Annotated in this window: 19 protein-coding genes and 1 tRNA gene; 8 read left to right on the top strand and 12 right to left on the bottom strand. The window is 34.4% G+C overall.

Annotated features, from left to right (window positions below; translation table 11 throughout):
* Window positions 1-114: 114 nt before the first annotated feature.
* Window positions 115-1698, bottom strand: coding sequence for a glutamine-hydrolyzing GMP synthase (gene guaA / locus J3U00_RS05900; protein WP_065563541.1), 1584 nt, complete (start codon window positions 1696-1698; stop codon window positions 115-117).
* Between the two features lie 327 nt (window positions 1699-2025).
* On the opposite strand from guaA, the gene J3U00_RS05895 reads away from it, so the two are divergent.
* On the top strand, window positions 2026-2457 hold the full coding sequence (locus tag J3U00_RS05895; RefSeq protein ID WP_065563054.1) for a hypothetical protein: 432 nt from the start codon (window positions 2026-2028) through the stop codon (window positions 2455-2457).
* Window positions 2458-2460: 3 nt separating this feature from the next.
* On the top strand, window positions 2461-2925 hold the full coding sequence (locus J3U00_RS05890; protein WP_267331862.1) for a MarR family winged helix-turn-helix transcriptional regulator: 465 nt from the start codon (window positions 2461-2463) through the stop codon (window positions 2923-2925).
* A 315-nt stretch (window positions 2926-3240) separates the two neighbouring features.
* Here the strand turns inward: J3U00_RS05890 and J3U00_RS05885 are convergent, their stop codons facing one another.
* The 4 genes from J3U00_RS05885 to J3U00_RS05870 form a co-directional block, all read right to left on the bottom strand.
* Window positions 3241-6429, bottom strand: coding sequence for an autotransporter outer membrane beta-barrel domain-containing protein (locus tag J3U00_RS05885; protein ID WP_267331861.1), 3189 nt, complete (start codon window positions 6427-6429; stop codon window positions 3241-3243).
* A 19-nt stretch (window positions 6430-6448) separates the two neighbouring features.
* Window positions 6449-6925 carry a toxin-activating lysine-acyltransferase gene (locus tag J3U00_RS05880; RefSeq protein ID WP_267331860.1) on the bottom strand — a complete coding sequence of 159 codons (477 nt, stop codon included), beginning with the start codon at window positions 6923-6925 and terminating at the stop codon, window positions 6449-6451.
* Between the two features lie 366 nt (window positions 6926-7291).
* Entirely contained in the window at window positions 7292-9436 is a 2145-nt protein-coding gene (pta, locus tag J3U00_RS05875) for a phosphate acetyltransferase (protein WP_267331859.1), read from the bottom strand.
* A 67-nt stretch (window positions 9437-9503) separates the two neighbouring features.
* Window positions 9504-10709: an acetate kinase gene (locus J3U00_RS05870; RefSeq protein WP_065563049.1), complete on the bottom strand. Its 1206-nt coding sequence runs from the start codon at window positions 10707-10709 to the stop codon at window positions 9504-9506.
* Window positions 10710-10894: 185 nt separating this feature from the next.
* Here J3U00_RS05870 and yfbV point away from each other — a divergent pair, with 185 nt between their 5' ends.
* From yfbV to cysK, 3 genes are all read left to right on the top strand, one after another.
* Window positions 10895-11344, top strand: a complete 450-nt coding sequence (yfbV, locus tag J3U00_RS05865; protein ID WP_220225979.1) for a terminus macrodomain insulation protein YfbV — start codon at window positions 10895-10897, stop codon at window positions 11342-11344.
* A 10-nt stretch (window positions 11345-11354) separates the two neighbouring features.
* The gene (gene priC / locus J3U00_RS05860) at window positions 11355-11861 is read left to right on the top strand and encodes a primosomal replication protein PriC (RefSeq protein WP_220225978.1); all 507 of its coding nucleotides are present in this window, start codon (window positions 11355-11357) and stop codon (window positions 11859-11861) included.
* 306 nt (window positions 11862-12167) lie between these two features.
* Entirely contained in the window at window positions 12168-13133 is a 966-nt protein-coding gene (cysK, locus tag J3U00_RS05855; protein WP_267331858.1) for a cysteine synthase A, read from the top strand.
* Window positions 13134-13211: 78 nt separating this feature from the next.
* On the opposite strand, the gene ruvB is transcribed toward cysK, so the two are convergent.
* From ruvB to recQ, 5 genes are all read right to left on the bottom strand, one after another.
* Window positions 13212-14216: a Holliday junction branch migration DNA helicase RuvB gene (gene ruvB, locus J3U00_RS05850; RefSeq protein WP_267331857.1), complete on the bottom strand. Its 1005-nt coding sequence runs from the start codon at window positions 14214-14216 to the stop codon at window positions 13212-13214.
* An 18-nt stretch (window positions 14217-14234) separates the two neighbouring features.
* Window positions 14235-14843: a Holliday junction branch migration protein RuvA gene (ruvA, locus tag J3U00_RS05845; protein WP_220225976.1), complete on the bottom strand. Its 609-nt coding sequence runs from the start codon at window positions 14841-14843 to the stop codon at window positions 14235-14237.
* A gap of 246 nt (window positions 14844-15089) precedes the next feature.
* Window positions 15090-15428, bottom strand: a complete 339-nt coding sequence (locus tag J3U00_RS05840; RefSeq protein ID WP_065563043.1) for a YbaB/EbfC family nucleoid-associated protein — start codon at window positions 15426-15428, stop codon at window positions 15090-15092.
* Between the two features lie 33 nt (window positions 15429-15461).
* The gene (gene dnaX, locus J3U00_RS05835) at window positions 15462-17528 is read right to left on the bottom strand and encodes a DNA polymerase III subunit gamma/tau (protein WP_267331856.1); all 2067 of its coding nucleotides are present in this window, start codon (window positions 17526-17528) and stop codon (window positions 15462-15464) included.
* Between the two features lie 249 nt (window positions 17529-17777).
* Window positions 17778-19607: a DNA helicase RecQ gene (recQ, locus tag J3U00_RS05830; RefSeq protein WP_065734028.1), complete on the bottom strand. Its 1830-nt coding sequence runs from the start codon at window positions 19605-19607 to the stop codon at window positions 17778-17780.
* Window positions 19608-19907: 300 nt separating this feature from the next.
* Between recQ and J3U00_RS05825 the strand changes: the two genes are divergently transcribed.
* Window positions 19908-19984 (top strand) — tRNA-Val (locus J3U00_RS05825).
* A gap of 628 nt (window positions 19985-20612) precedes the next feature.
* Here the strand turns inward: J3U00_RS05825 and J3U00_RS05820 are convergent.
* Entirely contained in the window at window positions 20613-20777 is a 165-nt protein-coding gene (locus J3U00_RS05820) for a hypothetical protein (RefSeq protein ID WP_267331855.1), read from the bottom strand.
* 96 nt (window positions 20778-20873) lie between these two features.
* Entirely contained in the window at window positions 20874-21227 is a 354-nt protein-coding gene (locus J3U00_RS05815) for a hypothetical protein (RefSeq protein ID WP_267331854.1), read from the bottom strand.
* A 216-nt stretch (window positions 21228-21443) separates the two neighbouring features.
* On the opposite strand from J3U00_RS05815, the gene J3U00_RS05810 reads away from it, so the two are divergent.
* The gene (locus J3U00_RS05810) at window positions 21444-22058 is read left to right on the top strand and encodes a type VI secretion system-associated protein TagO (protein WP_065563035.1); all 615 of its coding nucleotides are present in this window, start codon (window positions 21444-21446) and stop codon (window positions 22056-22058) included.
* A 1075-nt stretch (window positions 22059-23133) separates the two neighbouring features.
* Window positions 23134-23752 (top strand): site-specific integrase (locus J3U00_RS05805; protein WP_324169895.1); only part of this gene is annotated, 619 nt, incomplete at its 3' end.

Here is a 23752-nt window from a genome sequence, read left to right as displayed (position 1 = left end):
AGTTTTTAAGTTTATATCATAAGCCTTAAAACAATTATTATGAAATACCAATGATATAAAAAAGCCTTGATAAACAAGGCTTAAGATAAAAAGATTATATGGTATTTGTTGCAATTATTCCCACTCAATAGTGGCAGGCGGTTTTCCACTTATATCATATACAACTCGTGATATTCCATTGACTTCGTTGATAATACGATTTGATACTCGCCCTAAGAATTCGTAAGGTAAATGTGCCCAGTGAGCGGTCATGAAGTCGATAGTTTCAACAGCACGTAATGAGACAACCCAATCATACTTACGTCCGTCTCCCATTACTCCAACTGAACGTACTGGTAAGAATACGGTAAATGCTTGACTGACTTTGTGGTATAGGTCAGCTTTATAAAGTTCTTCGATAAAAATAGCATCGGCTTGACGCAGTAAATCACAATACTCTTTTTTCACTTCACCGAGAACACGCACTCCTAAACCTGGACCTGGGAATGGATGACGGTAAAGCATATCGTAAGGTAAACCGAGTTCTAAACCAACTTTACGTACTTCATCTTTGAATAATTCTCTTAATGGTTCTACTAGCCCCATTTTCATATCTTCAGGTAAACCACCAACATTATGATGTGATTTAATCACGTGGGCTTTACCTGTATCAGCAGCAGCAGATTCAATGACATCTGGATAGATAGTACCTTGAGCAAGCCATTTGACATCTTTTAATTTTGCCGCCTCTTCATCAAAAACAGCGACAAATTCACGACCAATAATTTTACGTTTAGCTTCAGGATCTGCCTCTCCCTTCAGTGCAGCCATAAAGCGATCTTCGGCATTAATTGCGATAATATTTAACCCAAATTTATCACCAAACATATCCATGACTTGCTTTGCTTCATTTAAACGTAATAAGCCATGATCAACAAATACGCAAGTTAACTGGTCACCAATGGCTTGATGTAATAATAATGCAGTAACCGAAGAATCAACACCACCTGATAAACCTAATAATACTTTATCTTTACCGACTTTTTCTTTTATACGAGCAATTGCATCAGTAATAATAGAAGACGGTGTCCATAGCTTTTCACACTGACAAATATCAATAACAAAACGCGTTAATAACTCTAATCCTTTAACCGTATGCGTGACCTCTGGATGAAACTGTACGCCATAAAACTGTTTTTCATCGTTGGCCATAATGGCGAATGGACAAGTTTCTGTTTGCCCAATTAAGGTAAATGTGTCAGGTAATGAAGTAACTTTATCACCATGACTCATCCATACATCAAGTTGCTCTATACCAGCATCATTGGTGCTATCTAAAATACCGTCTGTTAATTTTGATTTTGCAACAATATCAACTTTAGCGTAACCAAACTCTCGTTGATTAGAAGCTGTAACTTGTCCCCCCTTACCTACTTGAATTGCCATAGTTTGCATACCATAGCAGATACCTAACACGGGCACGCCAGCATTAAACACATATTCTGGTGCACGAGGGCTATTTTGGTCAGTAGTACTTTCAGGACCACCAGATAGAATGATACCTTTAGGGTTAAATTGTTTGATTTTTTCTTCCGAAACATCCCATGGCCAAAGTTCACAATAAACACCTATTTCACGAACCCGTCGAGCAATTAATTGGGTAACTTGCGAACCAAAATCAAGAATTAAAATACGTTGCTGGTGGATGTCATTTTTCATCAAATTTATTCCTAAACTATGGACTAATACAAAATCAAGGCGCTATTGTATCATTTACCGATTAAATTGAACGGATTAAATGAAAAACAATTGTAAATATTTTACATTAATATATTTTAAATCGGTTAAATATTTAATCTTGTTAATTTTATTAGATAATTAATTATATTAAAGAATCAAATACCTGACTATATAATACTTATTTATTCATTACGTTAGTTGAGGAATTTTGAATAATCCCACAATTTTAATCTATGCAAAAAATTTTCTTTACTTATTTAATAAGTATACTTATAATAAGTTTACTTATTAAATAGAGGAAAAATAATGAACACAATTTCAATCTCTTTCGTATTACCAACAAAGGCAAAACCATCTAAAATTTGGCAATACTATACCGATCTTAATTTAAGAAAATTATGGGAAACTGATCTTGAAGATTTTCGTATTTTTGGTGACTTGAAAACAGGCACTAAAGGTATTTTTAAATTACAAAATATACCAGAAATGGAAGTGACTTTATCAAAAATCATTGATGAGCAAGAATTTACTGAACAATTTGATATGCCTGAAATAGGTTTACTATTTTTCTCGCATCAAATTGTTGAAATTTCAGAAAATCAATATGCTTTGAAATCAGAGATTTCATTAAAACCAGATACAAAAATGGACACTAAAGCATCCTATGATTTTATAAAACAGATTTCTGATGATATTATTGATAAAACTTACAAATTAAATGGCTTAGTTGAAGGATAAATTATGGCAAAGGGCGATAAGTTTTTGACACAATTTCAAAATGATTCTCAATCCATTGGTTTTATTTTTATGAAAACTTATTCGTCCTGGCATACAAATATCAAAAGTTGTTTGAAAAAACAGTCTATCACTCATCCTCAATTTATCGTACTTGCAACACTTGCTTATTTATCACAATACAACGATGAAATAACACAAGTCACTCTATCCAATCGAACAAATATCGATGTGATGACAATCTCACAAATTTTAGAGAATTTAGAGAAAAAAGATTATATTGAGCGCCACTGTTCAAGCAAAGATAGTCGAGCAAAATCCATTCAACTGACACAAAAAGGGTTTGATAAAGCAAATGAAACTGTACCTTTAGTTGAACAAATTGATAAAGAGTTTTTTTCAACATTAAAGGATGATAAAAAACTATTTATGTCAATGTTATTAACACTATTAGAAAGTCAAGATGAGTAAAGTGATTATCCTTTATCATATTTATTCAAGTTTAAAACATCAAATGGCTTTAATTCATCTAAAAATCAATTTGTTAAGTATTAATAAATGAGTTCTATTTAACAAAAATTTCATTATAAAATGATTTGTTGGGTTAAATTTATTCCAATCTTAAAAATATCACTTTTGCCATTTGCAATAAGTTTTACGCGATGAACATTAAGCCATATTATTTTATTTAACTTGATTATTAGTTACTTTTTTATAAAAAAGTCTATACGTAATGCATGACTAGCCATTACGTATAGAACAAAGAAATAAACTTATAATTCTAAATTACCATTTATGTTCTATTCCAATATTTCCTTTATAGCCTTGATGCTTGGTACTTCCAAAATCATGTTCATAACGAGCATCACCATAAAGAAAATTATCTTTGCCTAATTCCGTTTTTATACCAACCCCCAATTCTCCCCAAGTAGTTGCATAATTTTCACGTAAACTATCTTTACCTATTGTGACATGAGTTGGCTTAATAAAGTCATGCCAAACATTACCAATTGCATAAATCGACATTAATTGTCGATCTGCTGCTTGATTATTATGGTCTACTCGTACACCTATTCTGCCACGCAATTGCTCCTGATTATTCTGATCGACTTGACGATATTTATCTTTAAAACTATCCAAATTAAGATATTGATAAACAAGTTGAGCTTGAGGTTCGATTAGCCATTGGCTTGAATCAAGTTGACTAAAGTTGAAGGCATGTCCGGCTTCTGCTGAAACAGCTACACCAAACCCATTTTGATGGATAGAACGGGCTTCTTTTCGTGCATCATATTTATTGCGGATTGAAGAGAACTGTCCAACTAAATCTAAATAACTGTTATTAGCTGAAAAATAGGTATTAGTTAACCCAAGGCTAAATGCTTCCGAAGTACCTTTTCCGGTTTTTTTGTTATGAGAAATTAAACCATTAACAGCACGATATTTATCGGAAAAATCAGTATTAGCTTTAGTATATGAAAGATAAGCACCAGTATAATTGTGGCTTCCATCTTCGAATAAATTGTTTACCAGATCATGGCCAAGTTGTAATCCATAAACGTCAGTTTCTAAATTCAACCGTTTTTTTCCGTCTGATTTAAGATGTTTGCCTAATATTCTTCCCCAAGTTTCACTTAAATGTTCATCGCAAGTACTACAATTAGCTAAGTTAAAATTAGCATACTCACCTCTACGTTCATGCAAAGTACCAATACTTAATAATCCTTGTTCTTGGTTTACTCGTGGCATTGATACATAGCCAGAAACTGCATTTGAATAGATCACCTTTTTAGGTTTTTCTGGTTCAACGGGTTTGACTGGTTCGAATGGGTCGATTGGGTGAATAGGATTACTTGCCTTCATAGTCCAATAGTATTCATCACCATTAGTTGTTTGACGTTTTGCCAACTGAACTTCTGTTGCACCTGTCGTTTGTGCCTCACCAGTAAAATTGCTTTCTGAGCTTGAAGTTCCGACATCAATAACAGGAATACTATTCAATATTGCAGCAACTTGCTTTATGTTACCATCAATGAAATTTTCAGTTCCATTTGCATTAACAGGAATAACTTTAGTAACACCACTTGCAGCTCCAGTAATTTTTAGTAAGTCTGATTGTGAAGTATTATTATTCCATAACGTATTCATCTTAACTATTGCATTATTTGATGCCGAGTAATTACCTTGAATAGTTAAACTATCATTATATTTTCCATGGGAATGATTATCTAAACTGATAATACCACCATCACTAATAACATTACCTTGTAAAATAAACTCATTTGCGCCCGCATCATCAAATGCAGCATTAAGTAATGCACCATTTGATAAAGTTAAATTATCAAATAAAGTAGTTTTACTGGTATCATTTGCTTTCAAATTCCAAGTAAAACCATTATTTAAGTTTAAGTTGAGTGTAGGAGTTTTATTGGTATCTAAAACTTCACCCTCTTCAGTTTTAACCAAACCTTTATAAACCAGCCCAGTCATACTTCCATTGTCAGAAGCATTAAAGGTAACTGATGACGCTTGATAATCATCATGACTTTGTTCTGTGCCAGTTTGATCATAGGTATTTGAAAAGAACTGATAACCAGATGCGGTATAATTTCCACTCACGTTAAGAATATAACCCGCATCATTTGCTGTTAGATCAGTTTTATCACCGGTAAAAGATAATACAGTATCGACTTGACCTTGATCGACAAAAATTAAATCTTTGCGACCAACAGAACCACTGATAACCGGGTCAGCACTAGTACCATTCGTAGTAAATATCGCATTTTTAAAGCTTGCACTTACACCATGTGATGCAGCCTGTTCAAATACACCACTTGAATTAGCATCATCATGAGTCCCGATTTCAAGTGCATAACCATTTGTTTTGATGATTGTCGAACTATCGTCATAATCTGCTTTTAATAAAGAATTGCGAACCATCTTAATACCAGAACCATTTAAAGCATTTGTAGTATCAATATTAAGTTCACCATGAGATTCTAAAATACCAGCACCTTCACCAGTATTACGCGTCTTTCCTAATTTGACACCCACACTGTCCCAGTTCAATGATGAACTATCGCTACCTTTATTCAACACTATGCTATTTTTAGCGCCTTTTAAAATCACTATTGGTGTTAATTGACCATCAGCACCAGTATCATTCGCTCCACCATGATTGGTTGCATTACCCGATACATAAATACCGATGGCGCGATTACCAGTCAAAGTCATATCCAAATCATCATTAACAATAACTCGCCCTGCAGAACCTTGACCATTATTGTCATATGCTCCTTGAATAGCACGAATACCATTATTTAATATTGGAGAGGTTTTACCACCTGACGTTGTTTGGTTGATCGTCAGTTTATCAACTGTCACTGTGCTATATTTACCATTATAGGCGTTTCTCTCACCGGCATTTGCAGCTGAACCCGTTAATATCCCATAAGCAGCCACACCACCACTAGAGTTACGACCACGTGTATAGTTATCAGTTATATTTAATACAACATCTTTAGCAGTAATATCGACATTGTGATAAGTCGTAAGCCCCATCACATTACCATCATTCTTTATAGTGAAATTTAAATTACCCGCTTTAATTGAGCCACCAGAAACACCATAAGTATATTGGTTACCTAATCCAGTATAATCGGCACTGACATTTGCAGTAAGGGTCGTATCACCCACATTGAGTTGTTCATGTAATTTACTCCTAGTTAAAATATAAAAACTAGCATTGCCACTTTGCGTTGCAGTAGCAGCATTAATATTATTACAACTAGGATCATTTTGGCCTACTAAATAAGATCCATCAGAATTTGCTATACAATCCAATGCAAACGAAAAAGTTGAAGCTGATAAAATTGAAACAGTTATCACTACTTTACTAACACGTCGTGCCAATTCAGAACAAACTATGCTAGTACCAGTTAGAAAATTAAATTTTGTTTGGTATATTTGATTCATAATTCTATCCTTATAGACTTTAACATTGAACTTTTTTTACAACGGTGTTTGTTTTTGATTTGTGGTAACCATAAAAGCAGAGATTATTTTTTAGAACTTTTTTACAAATAGATTTCAATAAGAAAGATTCATTCCGTCCAAATGGGCAAAAGAAAGATAAAAGCCATAACTGTTTACTTTCATCTCTCTTATTACATTGAACAAAACTCACATAACTTTTCGTTTTGTTTAGATATTCCCGTTCCTCATCTTTATTTAAATAAGCCCAATTGAGATAACCGAGTGGTCGATTATTTTTAATGAGTAAAATGAAATTCCTAGACTGAATAGTAGGCAGTAAAGTTTCCAATGCTGAACTTATGGCAACATTTCTATAATTGGAATTCCTGTTCCATAACCAAACCATAGCGCCTAATACTTCGGCTTCATTCCATGAAGTATCATGATAAATGCTGGGTGCAATGACTCTAATGGAGTCCTGATTAAGACAATTCATTCCGTTATACCTTTAGTATTTTTAATTAAAAATAATATTGAAAACAAACCTTATCTTTCTTAAAACTTAGGGATATAAAAACAGCTTTGCTTAATCTTTAAACGGGTAATGAAATGGACAAATAATTAACAAATTGATTAAATTAGGGAGATATAGACCATGTATAGCCATATAGCTTAAATAAATTAATCAAAAAGAACTTTATAATGTATAGAATCGGAACAAAAAACAGCGCTAAATAATGTATAACTTACATCATCCTTAACTAATTTCGTCACTTTATGTGATTGGACTTATCGGATAGATAAAAAAAGAGAGGTCTGTGAAAAACCTCTCATAAATTTAAACATAAATATTAATAATTTACTAGCTATTTTTTTCTTGCGCGGATTGAATAGCAGTTAAAGCAATAGTATAAACAATATCATCAACTAACGCACCACGAGACAAATCATTAACAGGCTTGCGCATACCTTGTAACATAGGTCCAATTGAAACAAGATCAGCTGAACGTTGTACAGCTTTGTAAGTTGTATTACCAGTATTTAAATCAGGGAATATAAACACCGTCGCTTTACCTGCAACTTTAGAATTTGGCGCTTTTGATTTCGCAACATCAGGCATAACCGCAGCATCATACTGTAAAGGGCCATCAATCATTAAATCTGGACGTTTTTCTTGAGCAATACGTGTTGCTTCTTTCACTTTTTCAACATCAGCACCTTGACCAGAACTACCGGTTGAGTAAGAGATCATAGCCACGCGAGGTTCAATACCAAAAGCAATAGCAGTATCAGCAGATTGAATAGCAATTTCAGCAAGTTCTTGCGCATTTGGATCTGGATTAATAGCGCAATCCCCATAGATATAAACTTGATCAGGCATTAACATAAAGAACACCGATGAAACAAGCGAACTACCTGGAGCAGTTTTGATTAATTGTAGCGGAGGGCGAATAGTATTGGCTGTAGTATGAACAGCACCAGAGACTAAACCATCAACCTCATTTGCTTCAAGCATCATTGTACCAAGCACAACATTATCAGCTAATTGCTCACGCGCAATAACTTCAGTCATACCTTTGTTTTTACGTAATTCAACTAAACGAGGTACGTATTTATCACGAATGAGTTCTGGGTCAACAATTTCAACACCAGCACCTAAAGTAACACCTTGCGACGCAGCCACTTTACGGACTTCATCAGGATTACCAATTAACACACACTTAGCAATATGACGCTCTGCACAAATTGCAGCTGCTTTAATTGTTCTCGGCTCATCCCCTTCTGGTAACACCACCACTTTTTTCGCATTACGTGCAAGCTCAGTTAATTGATAACGGAATGCTGGAGGAGATAATCGACGAGCAGAACTAACCACTTCATTCAATGATTTAATCCAACTTGGATCAATGTGATCGGCAACAAAATTCTGAGTATTATCCATACGTTCTTTATCATCGACCGGGATTTCTAAATTGAATTGTTGTAAATTGATTGAAGTTTGGAATGTATTGGTTTTAACAGTAAATACTGGTAATCCTGTATCAAAAGCAGGTTGACACAATTTATAGATTTTTTCATCAATATCATAGCCACCAGTCAATAATACACCACCAATAGCAACACCATTCATTGCAGCTAAACAGATTGTTACTAAAACATCAGCACGATCAGCTGAAGTTACTAATAACGCGTTCGGTTGAAGGTGATTAATGATATTTGGAACGCTACGAGAACAGAAAGAAACATGTTTAATTCGACGATTTTTAATACCGCCTTCATTAATGATTTTAGCTTGTAAATGATTAGCAATGTCATATGTACGACAAGAACTTAAATCGATGTTCCAAGGAATACAGCCAAGTACAGGTAATGGGCTATGCTCGCTTAAATCATTAATTGTAATTTTCTTACCATCAAATTTAGGTGTATGATAAATTTCAACAACATCTGGACGAGCGAGATTTTGTTCTTCTACTGGTGCATTGACTTTGTTAACAATCACACCAATAATCTTATCATTTTTGATGCCACCAAAATTAGAACGAGCAATCTCAATGCGTTCTTTTAACTGCTCTGGATCATCTTTACCCATATTAACCACAAAAATAATCTCAGCGCCTAAAGTCTTCGCGATGTTATTATTTAGCTCATTAGCAAATGGATAATCAATAGTTGGTACAATACCTTCAACTAAAACAACATCAGCACCTTTAGTATTTTCTGCATATAGTGCAACGATTTCTTCCATCAAAACATCTTGTTGATTCAAACCTAATAAGTTTTCAACATAACTCATTTTTAAAGGTTTCAAAGTTGGAATCGATGTATTATTACTAACTAAAGTCGTTGTATTATCAGGCGCATCACCACCTGCTCTTGGTTGGGCAACTGGTTTAAATACATTTAAGTTAATACCTTGACGTTCCATTGCTCGAATAACACCAAGACTTACACCCGTTAATCCAACATTGGTACCAGTTGGAATCAGCATAATGGTACGAGACATAATAAGTTTCCTCTTAATTCTTTATTAAATCCAAAAACAAACCGCCTTAACGGCGGTTTTAAAGTGCTTAAGCTGTTAAGCGTGCTGCATCTTGTGCGATGACAAGTTCTTCATTGGTAGGAATAACCATTGCAATAGCAGAACCATCTTTAGTGATCACACCACCGTTACCAAAACGTGCAGCTAAATTGCGTTCTTTATCAATCTCAAAACCAAGTATACTTAATTTTTCTAAAGTTTTACGACGAATACATTCAGCATTTTCACCAATACCACCAGTAAACACGATTGCATCTAAACGGCCGTCTAACAACATCGCATAACCACCAATGTATTTGACTAAACGGTGAACAAATACTTCTAAAGCATTTTTAGCATTTTCGTCTTTATCTGCATTATCTGTTACATAACGGCAGTCGCTACTTACACCAGTTAAACCTAATAATCCTGATTTTTTATTTAATAAATTATTAATATCAGCAACTGACATATTTAAATTGTCATGTAAAAAGAACATGATAGCAGGATCGATATCACCACTTCGTGTCCCCATAACTAAACCTTCAAGTGGTGTTAAGCCCATAGAAGTTTCAATACTTTTACCGTTTTTCACAGCAGTGATTGAAGCACCATTACCTAAGTGGCATGTAATCACATTCGTTTGATCAACAGGTTTATTTAATAATTTTGCAGCTTCTCGGCTGACATAATAATGACTAGTACCATGAGCACCATAACGGCGAACACCGTACTTAGTATATAATTCATTAGGAATTGCATATAAATATGCTTCTTTAGGCATTGTAGTATGGAAAGCTGTATCAAATACTGCAACATTTTTATTTTTTAAATGAGGAAATGCAATAAAAGCTTCGCGAATACCAATTAAATGTGCTGGATTATGTAAAGGCGCAAAAGCAGAAGCTTCTTCAATACCTTTTAAAACGGAATCATCAATCACAACTGATTGGGTATACTTCTCACCACCATGAACAATACGGTGCCCAATTGATTTTATGCTGTCTAATAATTCTGGTTTTTGTGGAAAAATGTTATTAACAATGAATTTAATCGCTTCGCTATGTGCTGCACCAGCGCCTAAAGAAGCTTCTTGTTTTTCACCATCTAATTTCCATTTGATACGTGCATCAGGAAGGTGAAAACATTCAGCTAAACCAGATAAAAACTCATCACCATTTTCAGGGTTAATAATAGCAAATTTTAAAGATGAACTTCCACAATTCAGAACGAGAGCGTTATTACTTGATGACATAGTAATTCCTATAAATTGAATAAAAGATTTTTACCAATCAATATTGGCAACTCTACACATTAATCAATGTGTTATATAAGGCGACTTCTGATATCTTGAAATTTGAGATAAAATAAAGAGAGCCCCCAATTTGAATGGCACTATTTTAAGACAATAAAATGTGAATGTCGAGGAATCCAAACCAGATGAACTTAGTTAAAATTTTTAAGGCAGGTCAAATATATATGGATATTTGCCCAAAAGATAAAGCCCTATCCTATTCATTTCCTGAATTAAAAATTATTAACTACATCAAAGTTGCAAAAAAAATTTTACCGCCAATCATCATCGGCTTAATTCTTTGGCAATATTATTTACCCGCGCAATTAGCGGTAACAGCAATCACAATTCTATTTGCCTTAAGTTTACCTATTCAAGGGATCTTGTGGTTAGGATATCGGTCTAAATCGCCATTACCGCTCAACTTAATTGACAGCTATAACCGAATCAAATTGCAATTAATTGAAAAAAAGATATTAAGTCCGAATAAAAATCCAAATGAAAAATTAACTTTTGAATCGTTAATGAAACTAATAAACTTATCTAAAATTCATTTAGGGAATTATTTTGGGCAAAATGACGATAACCAACCATAAAGATATATTCATGCAAAAATTTTTGGAAAAATTGAAAAATCAAATAAACGAGCTTGAACAGCAGTTGAACTTATCCGAACAACAAAGCTATCAAGAGCATTATTTTGATGAGCATCTGTTTAACACCAGTAAAATTGAAACCGACAATCAATTCTATTTAGATAAAGTAAAGCAAACCTATCTAGCACTTTGTGATGCAGTACTTTCGGAAAAACGCACACAAATCGAATTTTTATCAGAAAGACTTATAAACCAAATTACCGCCCTAACACGTGAGCTTGCCACAGTACATTTACGTAAACAAACTACTGGCCATATTATTACAGAAACATTAGCTGAAAAACATTCAAGACATTTAGATTATTTACGACGATTACAAGAGATGAAATATGAGCTCGAACTCTCTTTAGAGTCAATAGAACACACCAAAATCGCTGCCCTTGATAATCGAATATACCGCTGCGAACAAGCTATTAAAAGGATTGAATTAGACATGGAAAATAGTTTCATTGAATAATAGTTTCATAGATAATCATAAATTTCTGAATATTTGATGAGCAACGATTACCTAGCTTAAAATAATGTCTTAACAAAACACGCCTTGAATATAGCGTATATGTAAATTCACATTTCAATACTATAGTAAGATCCTAGCACTAAAAAGGATACTAGCTAGTCAAAATAAAGGCCCTTATATCAAAAATGCATATGAATATAATTAATAATTAGTATCATCTTTTCAGTTCAATCTATAATATAGTCATCAACATTAATTACTTGCCACCACTTTTGAATCTAAGAATAAACTAATAAGGACTTTTCCATGAGTAAGATATTTGATGATAACTCACAAACCATCGGCCATACTCCCCTAGTTCGATTAAAACATTTTGGGAATGGTAATATATTAGCTAAAGTCGAATCTCGTAATCCAAGTTTCAGCGTCAAATGCCGAATTGCATCAAATATGATTTGGGATGCAGAAAAACGTGGTTTACTTAACCCTGACGTCGAACTTATAGAGCCAACTAGTGGTAATACTGGTATCGCATTAGCTGCTGTTGCCGCTGCTCGTGGTTATAAATTAACCTTAACCATGCCAGAAAGCATGAGTATTGAACGCCGCAAACTTCTAAAAGCGTTAGGTGCAAACCTTGTATTAACTGAAGCTGCCAAGGGAATGAAAGGTGCGATTGAAAAAGCGGAAGAAATCGTTGCTAGTAATCCAAAACACAATATTATGCTCCAACAATTTAGCAATCCCGCCAATCCAGAAATTCATGAAAAAACTACAGGACCAGAAATTTGGCTTGATACAGATGGGAAAATCGACATTTTCGTTGCAGGTGTGGGAACAGGTGGAACCTTTACTGGCGTAACAAAATATATCAAAAAAATTCAAGGAAAAAGCATTACGGCTGTCGCAGTTGAGCCAACTACCTCACCTGTAATTACGCAAGCACTTGCCGGCGAGCCTATCAAACCTGGCCCACATAAAATACAAGGTATCGGAGCTGGATTTATTCCTGGTAACTTAGATTTGAGTTTGATTGATTTGGTCGAAAAAGTATCTAACGAAGAAGCAATCGAAACAGCTCGCATTATAATGGAAAAAGAAGGTATCTTAGCAGGAATTTCATCCGGTGCTGCGGTATTTGCAGCTGATCGTTTGGCTCGATTACCAGAAAATGCGAATAAAACCATCGTGGTAATATTACCCTCTTCAGGTGAACGTTACCTTAGTACTGATTTATTTAGTGGTATTTTCACTGAAAAAGAACTTGGTTAATTATCCTATAAACGCAAAACACCGCCTGTTGGCGGTGTTGGATTAAAAATCGGATAATTCAAATTAGAATAAATCAAATTAATCATCTTGAACAATACCAAAATGTCGATAAGCATGAGGTGTTGCAATTCGCCCTCTTGGTGTTCTTTGGATATAACCTTGCTGAATTAAAAATGGCTCTAACACATCTTCAATCGTTTCACGTTCCTCACCAATTGCTGCAGCAATATTATCTAATCCTACTGGACCACCCATAAATTTTTCGATGATGGCAAGAAGTAACTTACGATCCATATAGTCAAAGCCTTCATTATCCACATCTAACATATCTAAAGCTTGAGTAGCAATACGCTCGTCAATAACACCTTTAGATTTAACATCCGCATAATCTCTCACACGTCGCAATAAACGATTAGCAATACGAGGCGTTCCGCGTGAACGTTTAGCTATTAAAAATGCACCCTCTTTGGAAAGATCTAAACCTAAAAACTTAGCACTACGACTAACGATATACTCCAAATCCTCCACGCGGTAAAACTCAAGGCGTTGCACAATCCCAAAACGATCGCGTAATGGCGATGTTAACGAACCCGCTCGAGTAGTGGCGCCAATAAGTGTAAAGGGCGGAAGATCGATTTTAATTGAACGTGCGGCTGGACCTTCACCAATCATAATATCGAGCTGATAATCTTCCATAGCAGGATATAATATTTCTTCAACGACAGGAGATAATCGATGGATTTCATCAATAAACAGCACATCATTAGGCTCGAGATTGGTTAACATTGCAGCCAGATCACCTGCTTTTTCCAACACTGGGCCAGAGGTAGTGCGCAAATTAACATTCATTTCATTAGCAACAATATTAGCTAAAGTGGTTTTACCAAGACCAGGAGGACCAAAAATTAAAACATGATCAAGCGCATCACTACGTTGCTTGGCAGCCTGAATAAAGATTTTCATCTGCTCACGCACTTGAGGTTGACCAATATACTCATCCAAATATTTAGGACGAATAGCCCGATCTAACGACTCTTCTTCTTTTTGAGCCTGTGGCGCAATTAAACGATCCGCTTCAATCATCATCGTTCCCTATTTTCTTTATAATGCTGACTTTAATGCTTCACGTATTAGCATTTCACAATCCATGTCTGGCTTAATGACTTTACTAATAATACGACTTGCTTCTTGTGGTTTATAACCCAAAGCGATAAGTGCCGAAACGGCTTCACCTTCAATCTGACTTGAGGATTTTTTAAGACTTCCAGTCTCAACAGTTACGTTTACATTAGCTAACTCGTCACCAAACCGTTTAACTCGATCCTTCATTTCGACAATCAATCGTTCTGCCGTTTTTGTGCCCACGCCAGGTAATTTAACTAACGTCTTGATTTCACCTTGCTCAACTGCACTAATAAATTGCCCTGCTGACATTCCTGATAAAATTGCTAACGCTAATTTGGGACCAACACCATTCACTTTAATCAACTCACGAAACAATTCACGCTCTTGTTCATGATTAAAGCCATACAGCACTTGAGCATCTTCACGAACGGCAAAATGAGTTAACACAATCACTTCTTTACCATTATCAGGTAATTCATAAAAACAGGTCATTGGCATAAACACTTCATAGCCAACACCACCAACTTCAATTAGCACTTTGGGTGGTTGCTTTTCAATAATGATTCCACGTAAACGACCTATCACAATATATCCTTAATAAATAATGTCAATTAAACAACGTTGATCAATCAGTATTAAACAAAAACTCTCGTTCAACATCAGCCTAATTATTATGATCAAAATTGAATGTGAATTAAAAAAACAATTGTGAGTTAGTTTACCTGATAGGAGAAAATTAATAAAGACAAACTGTATAAATAAACAGTCAGTAGACAAAAATATTGCCGACAAAAGTCAGCAATATCAGAAAAATAGAGTTAAAGATTCAAATTAGAATGGCATTTTAAAACCAGGTGGTAATTGCATTCCACCAGTAACTTGAGCCATACGCTCTTTTTGAGCTTCTTCCAAACGGCGAGTAGCATCATTATAGGCTGCAGCGATAAGATCTTCTAACATCTCCTTATCATCTTCGGTTAATAAAGACGGATCGATATCAACGCGTTTACAACTATGTGCACCATTTACAGTAACTTTAACGATACCCGCGCCAGACTCTCCAGTAACCTCTAACTTAGCAATCTCTTCCTGAGCTTGCTGCATTTTTGCTTGCATTTGTTGGGCTTGTTTCATCAAATTGCCCAAACCACCTTTTCCACCTGGAAACATAATTATTCCTCATTAAAAACATTTAGTCTGTAATTATACAGGACGAATACTCGATTCATCAATCTTGGCATCAAAATATTGACAAATCGTCTCAACTTTAGAATCTTGATGTATCGTTTGTTTAGCTTGTTCAAGCTTCTGCTGATATAAATCTTCACGTAATTCTAATGGCGTTTTTATATCCTTACTATCATCAATCACAACCTCTAAATTAAGTGTTTTTTGACGATAAGCTGACATCGCAGTTCGTAGCTTGATACAATTTGCCGACGACTTAGTTAAATGCTCAACAGCCGAACGCGTATGCAAAATTACACTATTATCATCGACTATTTCAGGATACGAATTAACCGCAATCTGTTTAATTAGCGGTGCAATCTCCAATTTTTCAATTTCCGCACTCCAAGCATCTTTTTCGACCATCTCTTCAATCAATTTTTTTGTCATCTCTGGAGTTTTATCAACCTTAAGTGACTCCCTAACTGACTTCGCATCAATCACCGGCTCATTCTTAGACTCAAACAGTCCAGTCGATTGCCATTGATAATTTTCTGCTGTAATTTCCTCTTCGTCGTCCTCTACAACCTCATCCACCACGGCACTATTAACTTCTGTCTTAGTAGCCTGTTTAACACGGCTCGAGTTAACTAAATCGCTTGATGGTTGATTGGCACCAACCGGTTCAGACTTTTTTGAACTTTGTTCCTCCATTAACTGCATTCGCATCTCTAAAATATTTTTAGTGATAGACGAAGCATCATCTGGAAGCGATATAGAATGGGCTGGCATCGAATTATTAGCTTGATGCACAGGAGAAACATTATTATCAGCTAATGATGATTGTGACTGTGCCGTTGATTGAACTGATGACTTAGCTGCATCCTTCTTTACTGGAATCGGTGGCACAGAAGCTGATGTTGCTGATTCAACTTTTGGCGGATTAGACTTTGGGACAGGTGCGTGTCCTACAGCTGAAGGATTAGTGGTTGAAACCGGTTGAGAAATCGAATCAACATCTTTTGGCATAAAGGCTAACGCGCGTAAAAAGCTCATCTCCACGCCCATTTTCTTATCAGGTACAAGCCTGAGTTCTTTTCGACCCATCAATAAAATTTGATAAAACAATTGCACATCATTTGGCGAAATGTATTGAGCTAAAAAACGCAATTGCTCCTCACTATCTGCATAATCACCTAAGGCTGTAGGTACTACTTGTAATAAAGCAATTTGATGCAACAAAGAAATGCTTTCAGCTAATAAATTATCCCAATCAGCTCCTTGCATTGCCGCCAATTCAATTTGTTGCATTAACGTATTACCATCGCCTTGGTAAAGTGCATTAACTAACGCAAAAGGAATAGCCTTATCTAATGTTCCAAGCATTGATGCAACTGATACGGCATCGACTTTACCATTACCTAGCGCAATAGCCTGATCGGTTAAACTTAACGCATCTCGCATACTTCCATTGGCTGCTTTGGCTAATAAATGAATAGCTTTTGGTTCACTTTCAATATGCTCTAATTGTAAAATGTGATTTAACTGATCACCAATTAAAGATGTATCAAGCACATTTAAATGTAAATGCAAACAGCGAGACAAAATAGTAATAGGTAATTTTTGAGGATCGGTTGTCGCTAACAAAAATTTAACATGTTCAGGTGGTTCTTCCAAAGTTTTTAATAATGCATTAAAACTGTTGCGAGACAACATATGCACTTCATCGATCAAGTAAACTTTAAAACGCCCTTTAGTTGGCAAATATTGGATATTATCTAGAATTTCACGCGTATCTTCGACTTTAGTTCGTGATGCAGCATCAATTTCTAACAAATCAACAAAACGACCTTGCTCAATCTCACGACAATTATCACAAACACCACAAGGTGTTGCAGTGATACCACTTTCACAATTCAAGCCTTTAGCTAACAAACGAGCAATCGACGTCTTTCCTACACCTCGTGTACCAGAAAACAGATAAGCATGATGCACCCGACCAAGAGAGAGGGCATTAGATAAAATTTTCAACACATGTTGTTGCCCTACTACCTCAGAAAACGACTTTGGTCGCCACTTACGTGCTAAAACTTGATAACTCATAATCACCATTACTTATTACGATTAAATTTTGCTAATCATATCATAAAGAGCCAAATTAGTCTTTAAGATGCCACTTTTCGAATTAATAATAGACCTTAATTAATTTATAAACAAATTAGATTATAAAAATGCAATTTTAAGTAAAACATATAATAATTAGCGTCATATTACAGGATTTTTTTGCTCAAAAACCCCGTTCCTCAACTTTTTTTTCAACGAATAAATTGATTTAAATTTTAACTTACAGCGTTATATATTTTTAATTACAAAGTCATTAATCTCATCCAAAAACAGATTGCCGTATTTCTCCAATTTAATTTTACCAACACCTGACACATTAATAAGTTGTGTCTTACTTTCAGGCATCGTTTGCACCATTTCAAGTAAGGTAGCATCACTAAATACAATATAAGGAGCGATATCTTCCATATCGGCAATCTCTTTACGTAATCGTCTAAGATTATTAAATAAAATTCGCTCTTCATAAGATAGAATAGTCGTCAAATTAATCGATCGAGCATAACGATTTAAACGACTCTTCTTAACAATTTCTAATCGTGGTTTTGCTAACTTTAATTGCACCTCACCTTTCAATATTGCCCGTGCGTTTTCAGTCAATTGCAAAGTATTAAAATTGGAAATATTTTGCCGCAAATAACCTAAAAAAATTAACTGCCTTATTACACTAAGCCAATAATCAGCGTTATGCTCTTTACCAATTCCATAAACTGAAAGCTTATCATGTCGATTATCTTTAATTTGTGAACGCCCCGAACCACGTAAAATATCCACTATGTATTGGGCACCATAGCGCTGTTCAACCCGATAAACACAAGACAAAACTTTTTGCGCATCAATCAACGCATCATATTGCTTAGGTGGATAAAGGCAAATATCACAGTTATTGCAAGGCTCAGTTCTATGTTCACCAAAATAATTTAACAGTACAATACGACGACACGTCATACATTGCGCAAATGACTCCATCGCCTGAATCTTATGAAGCTCCACTTGCTTCTGATCGTTATCATACTTTTCAATGATTTGCTGCTTATACCAACTTAAATCATTACTTTTAAACAATAGCATCGCTTCTGCAGGAACACCATCGCGCCCAGCACGACCTGTTTCTTGATAATAAGCCTCAATTGAACGCGGACAATCTGCATGAACAACAAACCGAACATTTGGCTTATTAATCCCCATTCCAAAAGCAACTGTTGCCACAATAATTTGTGTATTATCCTTTAAAAAACTCTCCTGAGCGCTTTGCCGTTCGCTTGTAGACAATCCAGCATGATAAGCGATAGCCGAAAACCCTCTTGCCACAAGCCTTGTTGTCATGTCCTCAACTTTAGAACGGCTAGAACAATAAATAATCCCGCTATTCCCTTTTTGCGTTTCAATAAACGACACAACTTGTTCAGTAAGATTAAACTTTTCTACCACGGTATAGCGAATATTCGGCCTATCAAAACTACGAACCACAAACAACGGATCAACTAAATTGAGCTGATTAAGAATATCCCTCTGTGTCATCTCATCGGCAGTGGCTGTAAGCGCGATAATTGGTACATCAGGAAAACGTTTTGATAACTGGTTTAATTGGCGATAATCAGGTCTAAAGTCATGTCCCCATTGTGAAATACAATGCGCCTCATCGATCGCAATTAAAGAAGGAGGATGCTGATCCAGTAACGCGCCAAAAGATGATACTGTCAACCGCTCGGGGGAAATATACAACAATTTAATTGAATGGTTTAAATACTGGTTGATAACATTTTGTTGTTCGATGCCTGATTGAGTTGCATTTAAAAATGCAGCGGGAATACCATTCACCAACAATTGATCGACCTGATCTTTCATTAATGAAATAAGTGGCGAAATGACTATAGCTGTGCCTGGTAATACGACCGCTGGAATTTGATAACAAAGCGACTTACCACCACCGGTAGGGATAACGGCCAAAACATCACGCCCGTCAATCACTGATTCAATAATATCTTTTTGTTGATTCCTAAACGACTTATAACCAAAAATATTATGTAGAACATCTTCAATCTGATCTTTAAACGACATAACAACCTGAACCAGTAATAACTTAACGACGCTGTGGAGTATAGCTAATTTAGCACCAACAAACCACCGAGAACATGCATTTACCTATAAACAATATAAAAAACAGAATCCATATCAAACTGTTAAATGAATTAGTGAAAATAAAAAGTACAAAAATGTGACAAATATCTGAATTTTCAATATTGGTTTTGCCTATTTTATCACCAATCTAGTTCAAAAGATTAAAAAAACAGCTATTTTTAATTATTTTACTTGAAACAAAACTATTTGCCCGCTAATATTTGCGTGTTTTCTAAATATACGCCCGTAGCTCAGTTGGTTAGAGCATCACCTTGACATGGTGGGGGTCAGTGGTTCGAGTCCACCCGGGCGTACCAATTCAAAGCCTTATCCGAAAAGGTTTAGAGAGAATTTGTCATAACGGCTATTTTTCTCCATTACGATCCCATGTTACCTACTAAATACTCATTAGTAACTTTATCATAACCAGTTAAAATAAACCTTATCAATCCAAGCAAGACAATCTTTTTCATACCATCTCCATTATTTTTCGTTAATGGTATGAAAATTATCATTTTCTTGTACTAACTCTGTATCTTTACCGTTTACTACTGATAAAACACCTGTTATTTTGAGCTCATTTTCTAAAATAGAATCTATTTTTCTTTCGAGAGTGATAACATTCTTATCCTTTATGTCAATTCCTTTAATATTATAAATTGATTGGTATACAGAATAAGATTCCCAATGATTTTTGAAAAGTTCAATCGGCAGACTCCTTTGACTGGGAGCAATATTTATGTTAACGATCCACTCTTAGTCATTAGTTTCATTAGTATAAAGACTCGATGAGATAAAAACAATAAAATGGTGATACATATCCTTTTCATACATTTTTCTATAAATAATTTGGCTTAGTAATACGAAATTTATGAAATTTGCACAATAAAAAACCACCCTAAGGTGGTTTATTAGCATATTCGGTGATAATAGATGAATTAAATTTTATCTTGAATAGGTAGTCATAACATCACGTCCATTAGTATTTTTGAATGTGTATTGAATATCCACCCACTGATTACCTGATTTGCTTTTAACAAATTGTTTTATTGTTAAAGAGCATCTTGGCGCATCTTTATAGTTATTATTAAGGTTATCAAGAAAAACCAAATATTCACCACCTTCAACTGGTGTAAATACTATATTATCGTAGCTACATAAACTTGATCTGTTTTCTTCTCCTGATGTATCAGAGAGGTTTGAATACTAATAATGCCAAATTCTAGTATTAAATCTAAAAGTCTTATTTGCTGGGATATAGACATTATATGCAATTTCACTATTATTTGGAGTTGGTATGCCAAAGTTACGATCCTTGGTTTTTTCATCAAATTTTATTTTAGTTTCTGTATTATTGAGATAATTACCTTCTGTTTTACTCATTGAAAAAATACCAAAAATCATTGCAGTACTATTATTAAAATTTTTGGAATAAGCAAAGGTTACTTTTGCGACTTTATCACTAGGAAGAGGCTCAGAATAACTTTCATCTTTATACGCGGTGCAAGATGATATTATAAAAGCAGTACAAATTAACAATAATGGTAAAAATTTTTTCATCTCTATTCCTCAATAGTAAATTTTCCAAATTTGCACAATTATTGTACCATTGATAATTTGCAATTAAGTATAAAAAAATGAAACCAAGCAGATAAACATGATGTAATCAAATGTCGATTATTCACCAAATCAGCTATGGATAATCAACAATTAAGCATTGATTTCCCCCAAAAAATACAATACTATTAAAGAGCATTTAACTTATTGATTTTTATTATGAGAAAGATTTTATTTACCTTAATTGCTTTACCTTTTTTAACCCTCGCTGATGATCAACTTGAGAAAAAAATTGACAGCTGTAAATCGCTGACAGACTCAACACAAAGACTCGCTTGTTATGATAAGATATTCGAGACAAAAACTGAAAGCTCAATAGATAAAAATGCCATGGGCAAATGGTTTGTCCAAGAAGGTGTATCACCAGTTGATGATAGTAAATCTGTAACCATAAGACTAAATGCTGATCGTCCAATAAATGCGCGATATGATTTAATAACACCTCATTTATATATCAGATGTAAAGAGAATAAAACTGAGTTATATGTCGATTTTGATACATTTTTAAGTTCTAATGGTTTAACGCCTGTAACACGTATTGACTCTGAAAAAGCGGTATCGAATAGAAGATGGGATATTTCAAATGATCATAAAGCAATATTCTATCCAAGCACCCGATCAAAAAAGACAAAGGATTTTATTAAGGATTTAATCGGAAAAAATAAATTATTTATTCAAGTCACACCATACGGTGAAACAACAGTAAATACAACATTTACATTAACTGGACTTGATGAAGCAATAAAACCACTAAGGGAAACATGTGGTTGGTAATGGTTTGGAAAACTAAATTTCTCAAAATACCTTACATTACCATTAACACAAATCTCAACATTAAATGTTAAACAAAGATGAAATTGATCCGTTTCGCTTCAAGTAAAAAGATCAATTTCATCATTATGATCATAAATTTTAACTTATAAAAGATCCTTCCTAACCAACAATTGAAAGTGATATCTATTATTCTATTAAAAACTCATTCAGATAAAACAACGATCATAACCTTTTATACACTGATGACGTTATTAATTCATAGTACATTTAAATTAAATATATGAAATTTAGCTTTCGACATTTAGCATATTATACAATCTGTCATTAAGCTTTGCTGATTTGATACCTTCTATGAATTAGTCCTATCACGGTATTTTTGATGTATTATCTCAAGATATTGTCAAATAACTGCAAACAGTTCAGAAAAGTTATCTATTTGGAGTAAATGAAGAGGTTTTTAAGATACATTATCAATGAAAAAATCAGTTCAGATAAGGTTATATAAAGACGTGTTATTAATTTGGCATGATTAACAAATACGACCCCAGCAGGAATAAATAACACAAATTAACATCTTGATTTCAAACGATTTATTAAATATCCTGCATTTTTATACCGTTACTTATACCGTTAAAGCATTTTGAAAATAGAATTTATTTGTTTCAATTATTCTAACACTTTTTGCGATCCACTTCCCAGCTTTTCACTTCAATTCACACTCAAAAAAAAATATTAGTTTATGATGAATGAAACTAACTAAACTTTCATAACATGATAACAATAAACTACACAAAAACAATTTACATACTAACCGACCCTGATAACGATTCTATTTACGATTGCGACAATGATTCGTATTTGATTTTTCCGTCATGCGATATACACAATGATTGGTGGTGTTTTTATAAAAACGATAGATTAAACAAAATCGGAATTTTCAAATCGTATCAAGATGCAGTAGAGTATGTGAAGTTGCAGACCGACAATTTATTTAGTTAGTTAACTACAGCAAATTGTAAATAATATAGCGAAGTATACAAATTTTAGTGCAAAATAATAAATTTTAGGATGCACTATGTTATTTCTATCTAGACTATTCAAATCAACAAAACCTCAAACAGTAAATAACTGGCTAGATGAATATATAAAAATTCTCGATGGACGCAATTTAAAACCAAAAACAATTGAAATTAAAACGTATTTAATAAAAGTTATTCGTCAGCAAATTGGAGATAATCCTCTCTCCCAAATAACCCCTCCTGATATTTCCAAAATTATTAAAATCTACACAGACCAGGATAAAGCACCGTCAGCAAAATGCATGTACCACTTGATCAAAGATATCTTTCGAGAAGCTTACGCACAAGGTTGGAATGACAGAAACCCAGCCGAGCCAATCAAATGCCCAAAGGTTGTGGTCAAACGTTCACGCATGACATTAGGCGAGTTCAAAAAAATATTAAATGAGGCAGAAAAAACAGGAAATAAAATAATGCATGACGCTATGACATTAGCGTTAGTTTCAGGTCAACGTCGTTCAGATATAGCTGAAATGAAAAAATCAAATGTTAAACGAAATTATTTATTAGTTGATCAATACAAAACAGGCGCAAAAATCGCGCTACCGATAAAACTGGAATGTAAAAAAATTGGCACTAGTTTACGAGACATTATTGAATCAGCTGATAATGATT

The sequence above is a fragment of the Gilliamella sp. B3127 genome (genome assembly GCF_026536935.1).
GTDB lineage: Bacteria > Pseudomonadota > Gammaproteobacteria > Enterobacterales > Orbaceae > Gilliamella > Gilliamella apicola_E.
This window is presented reverse-complemented; position numbering and strand designations above follow the sequence as displayed.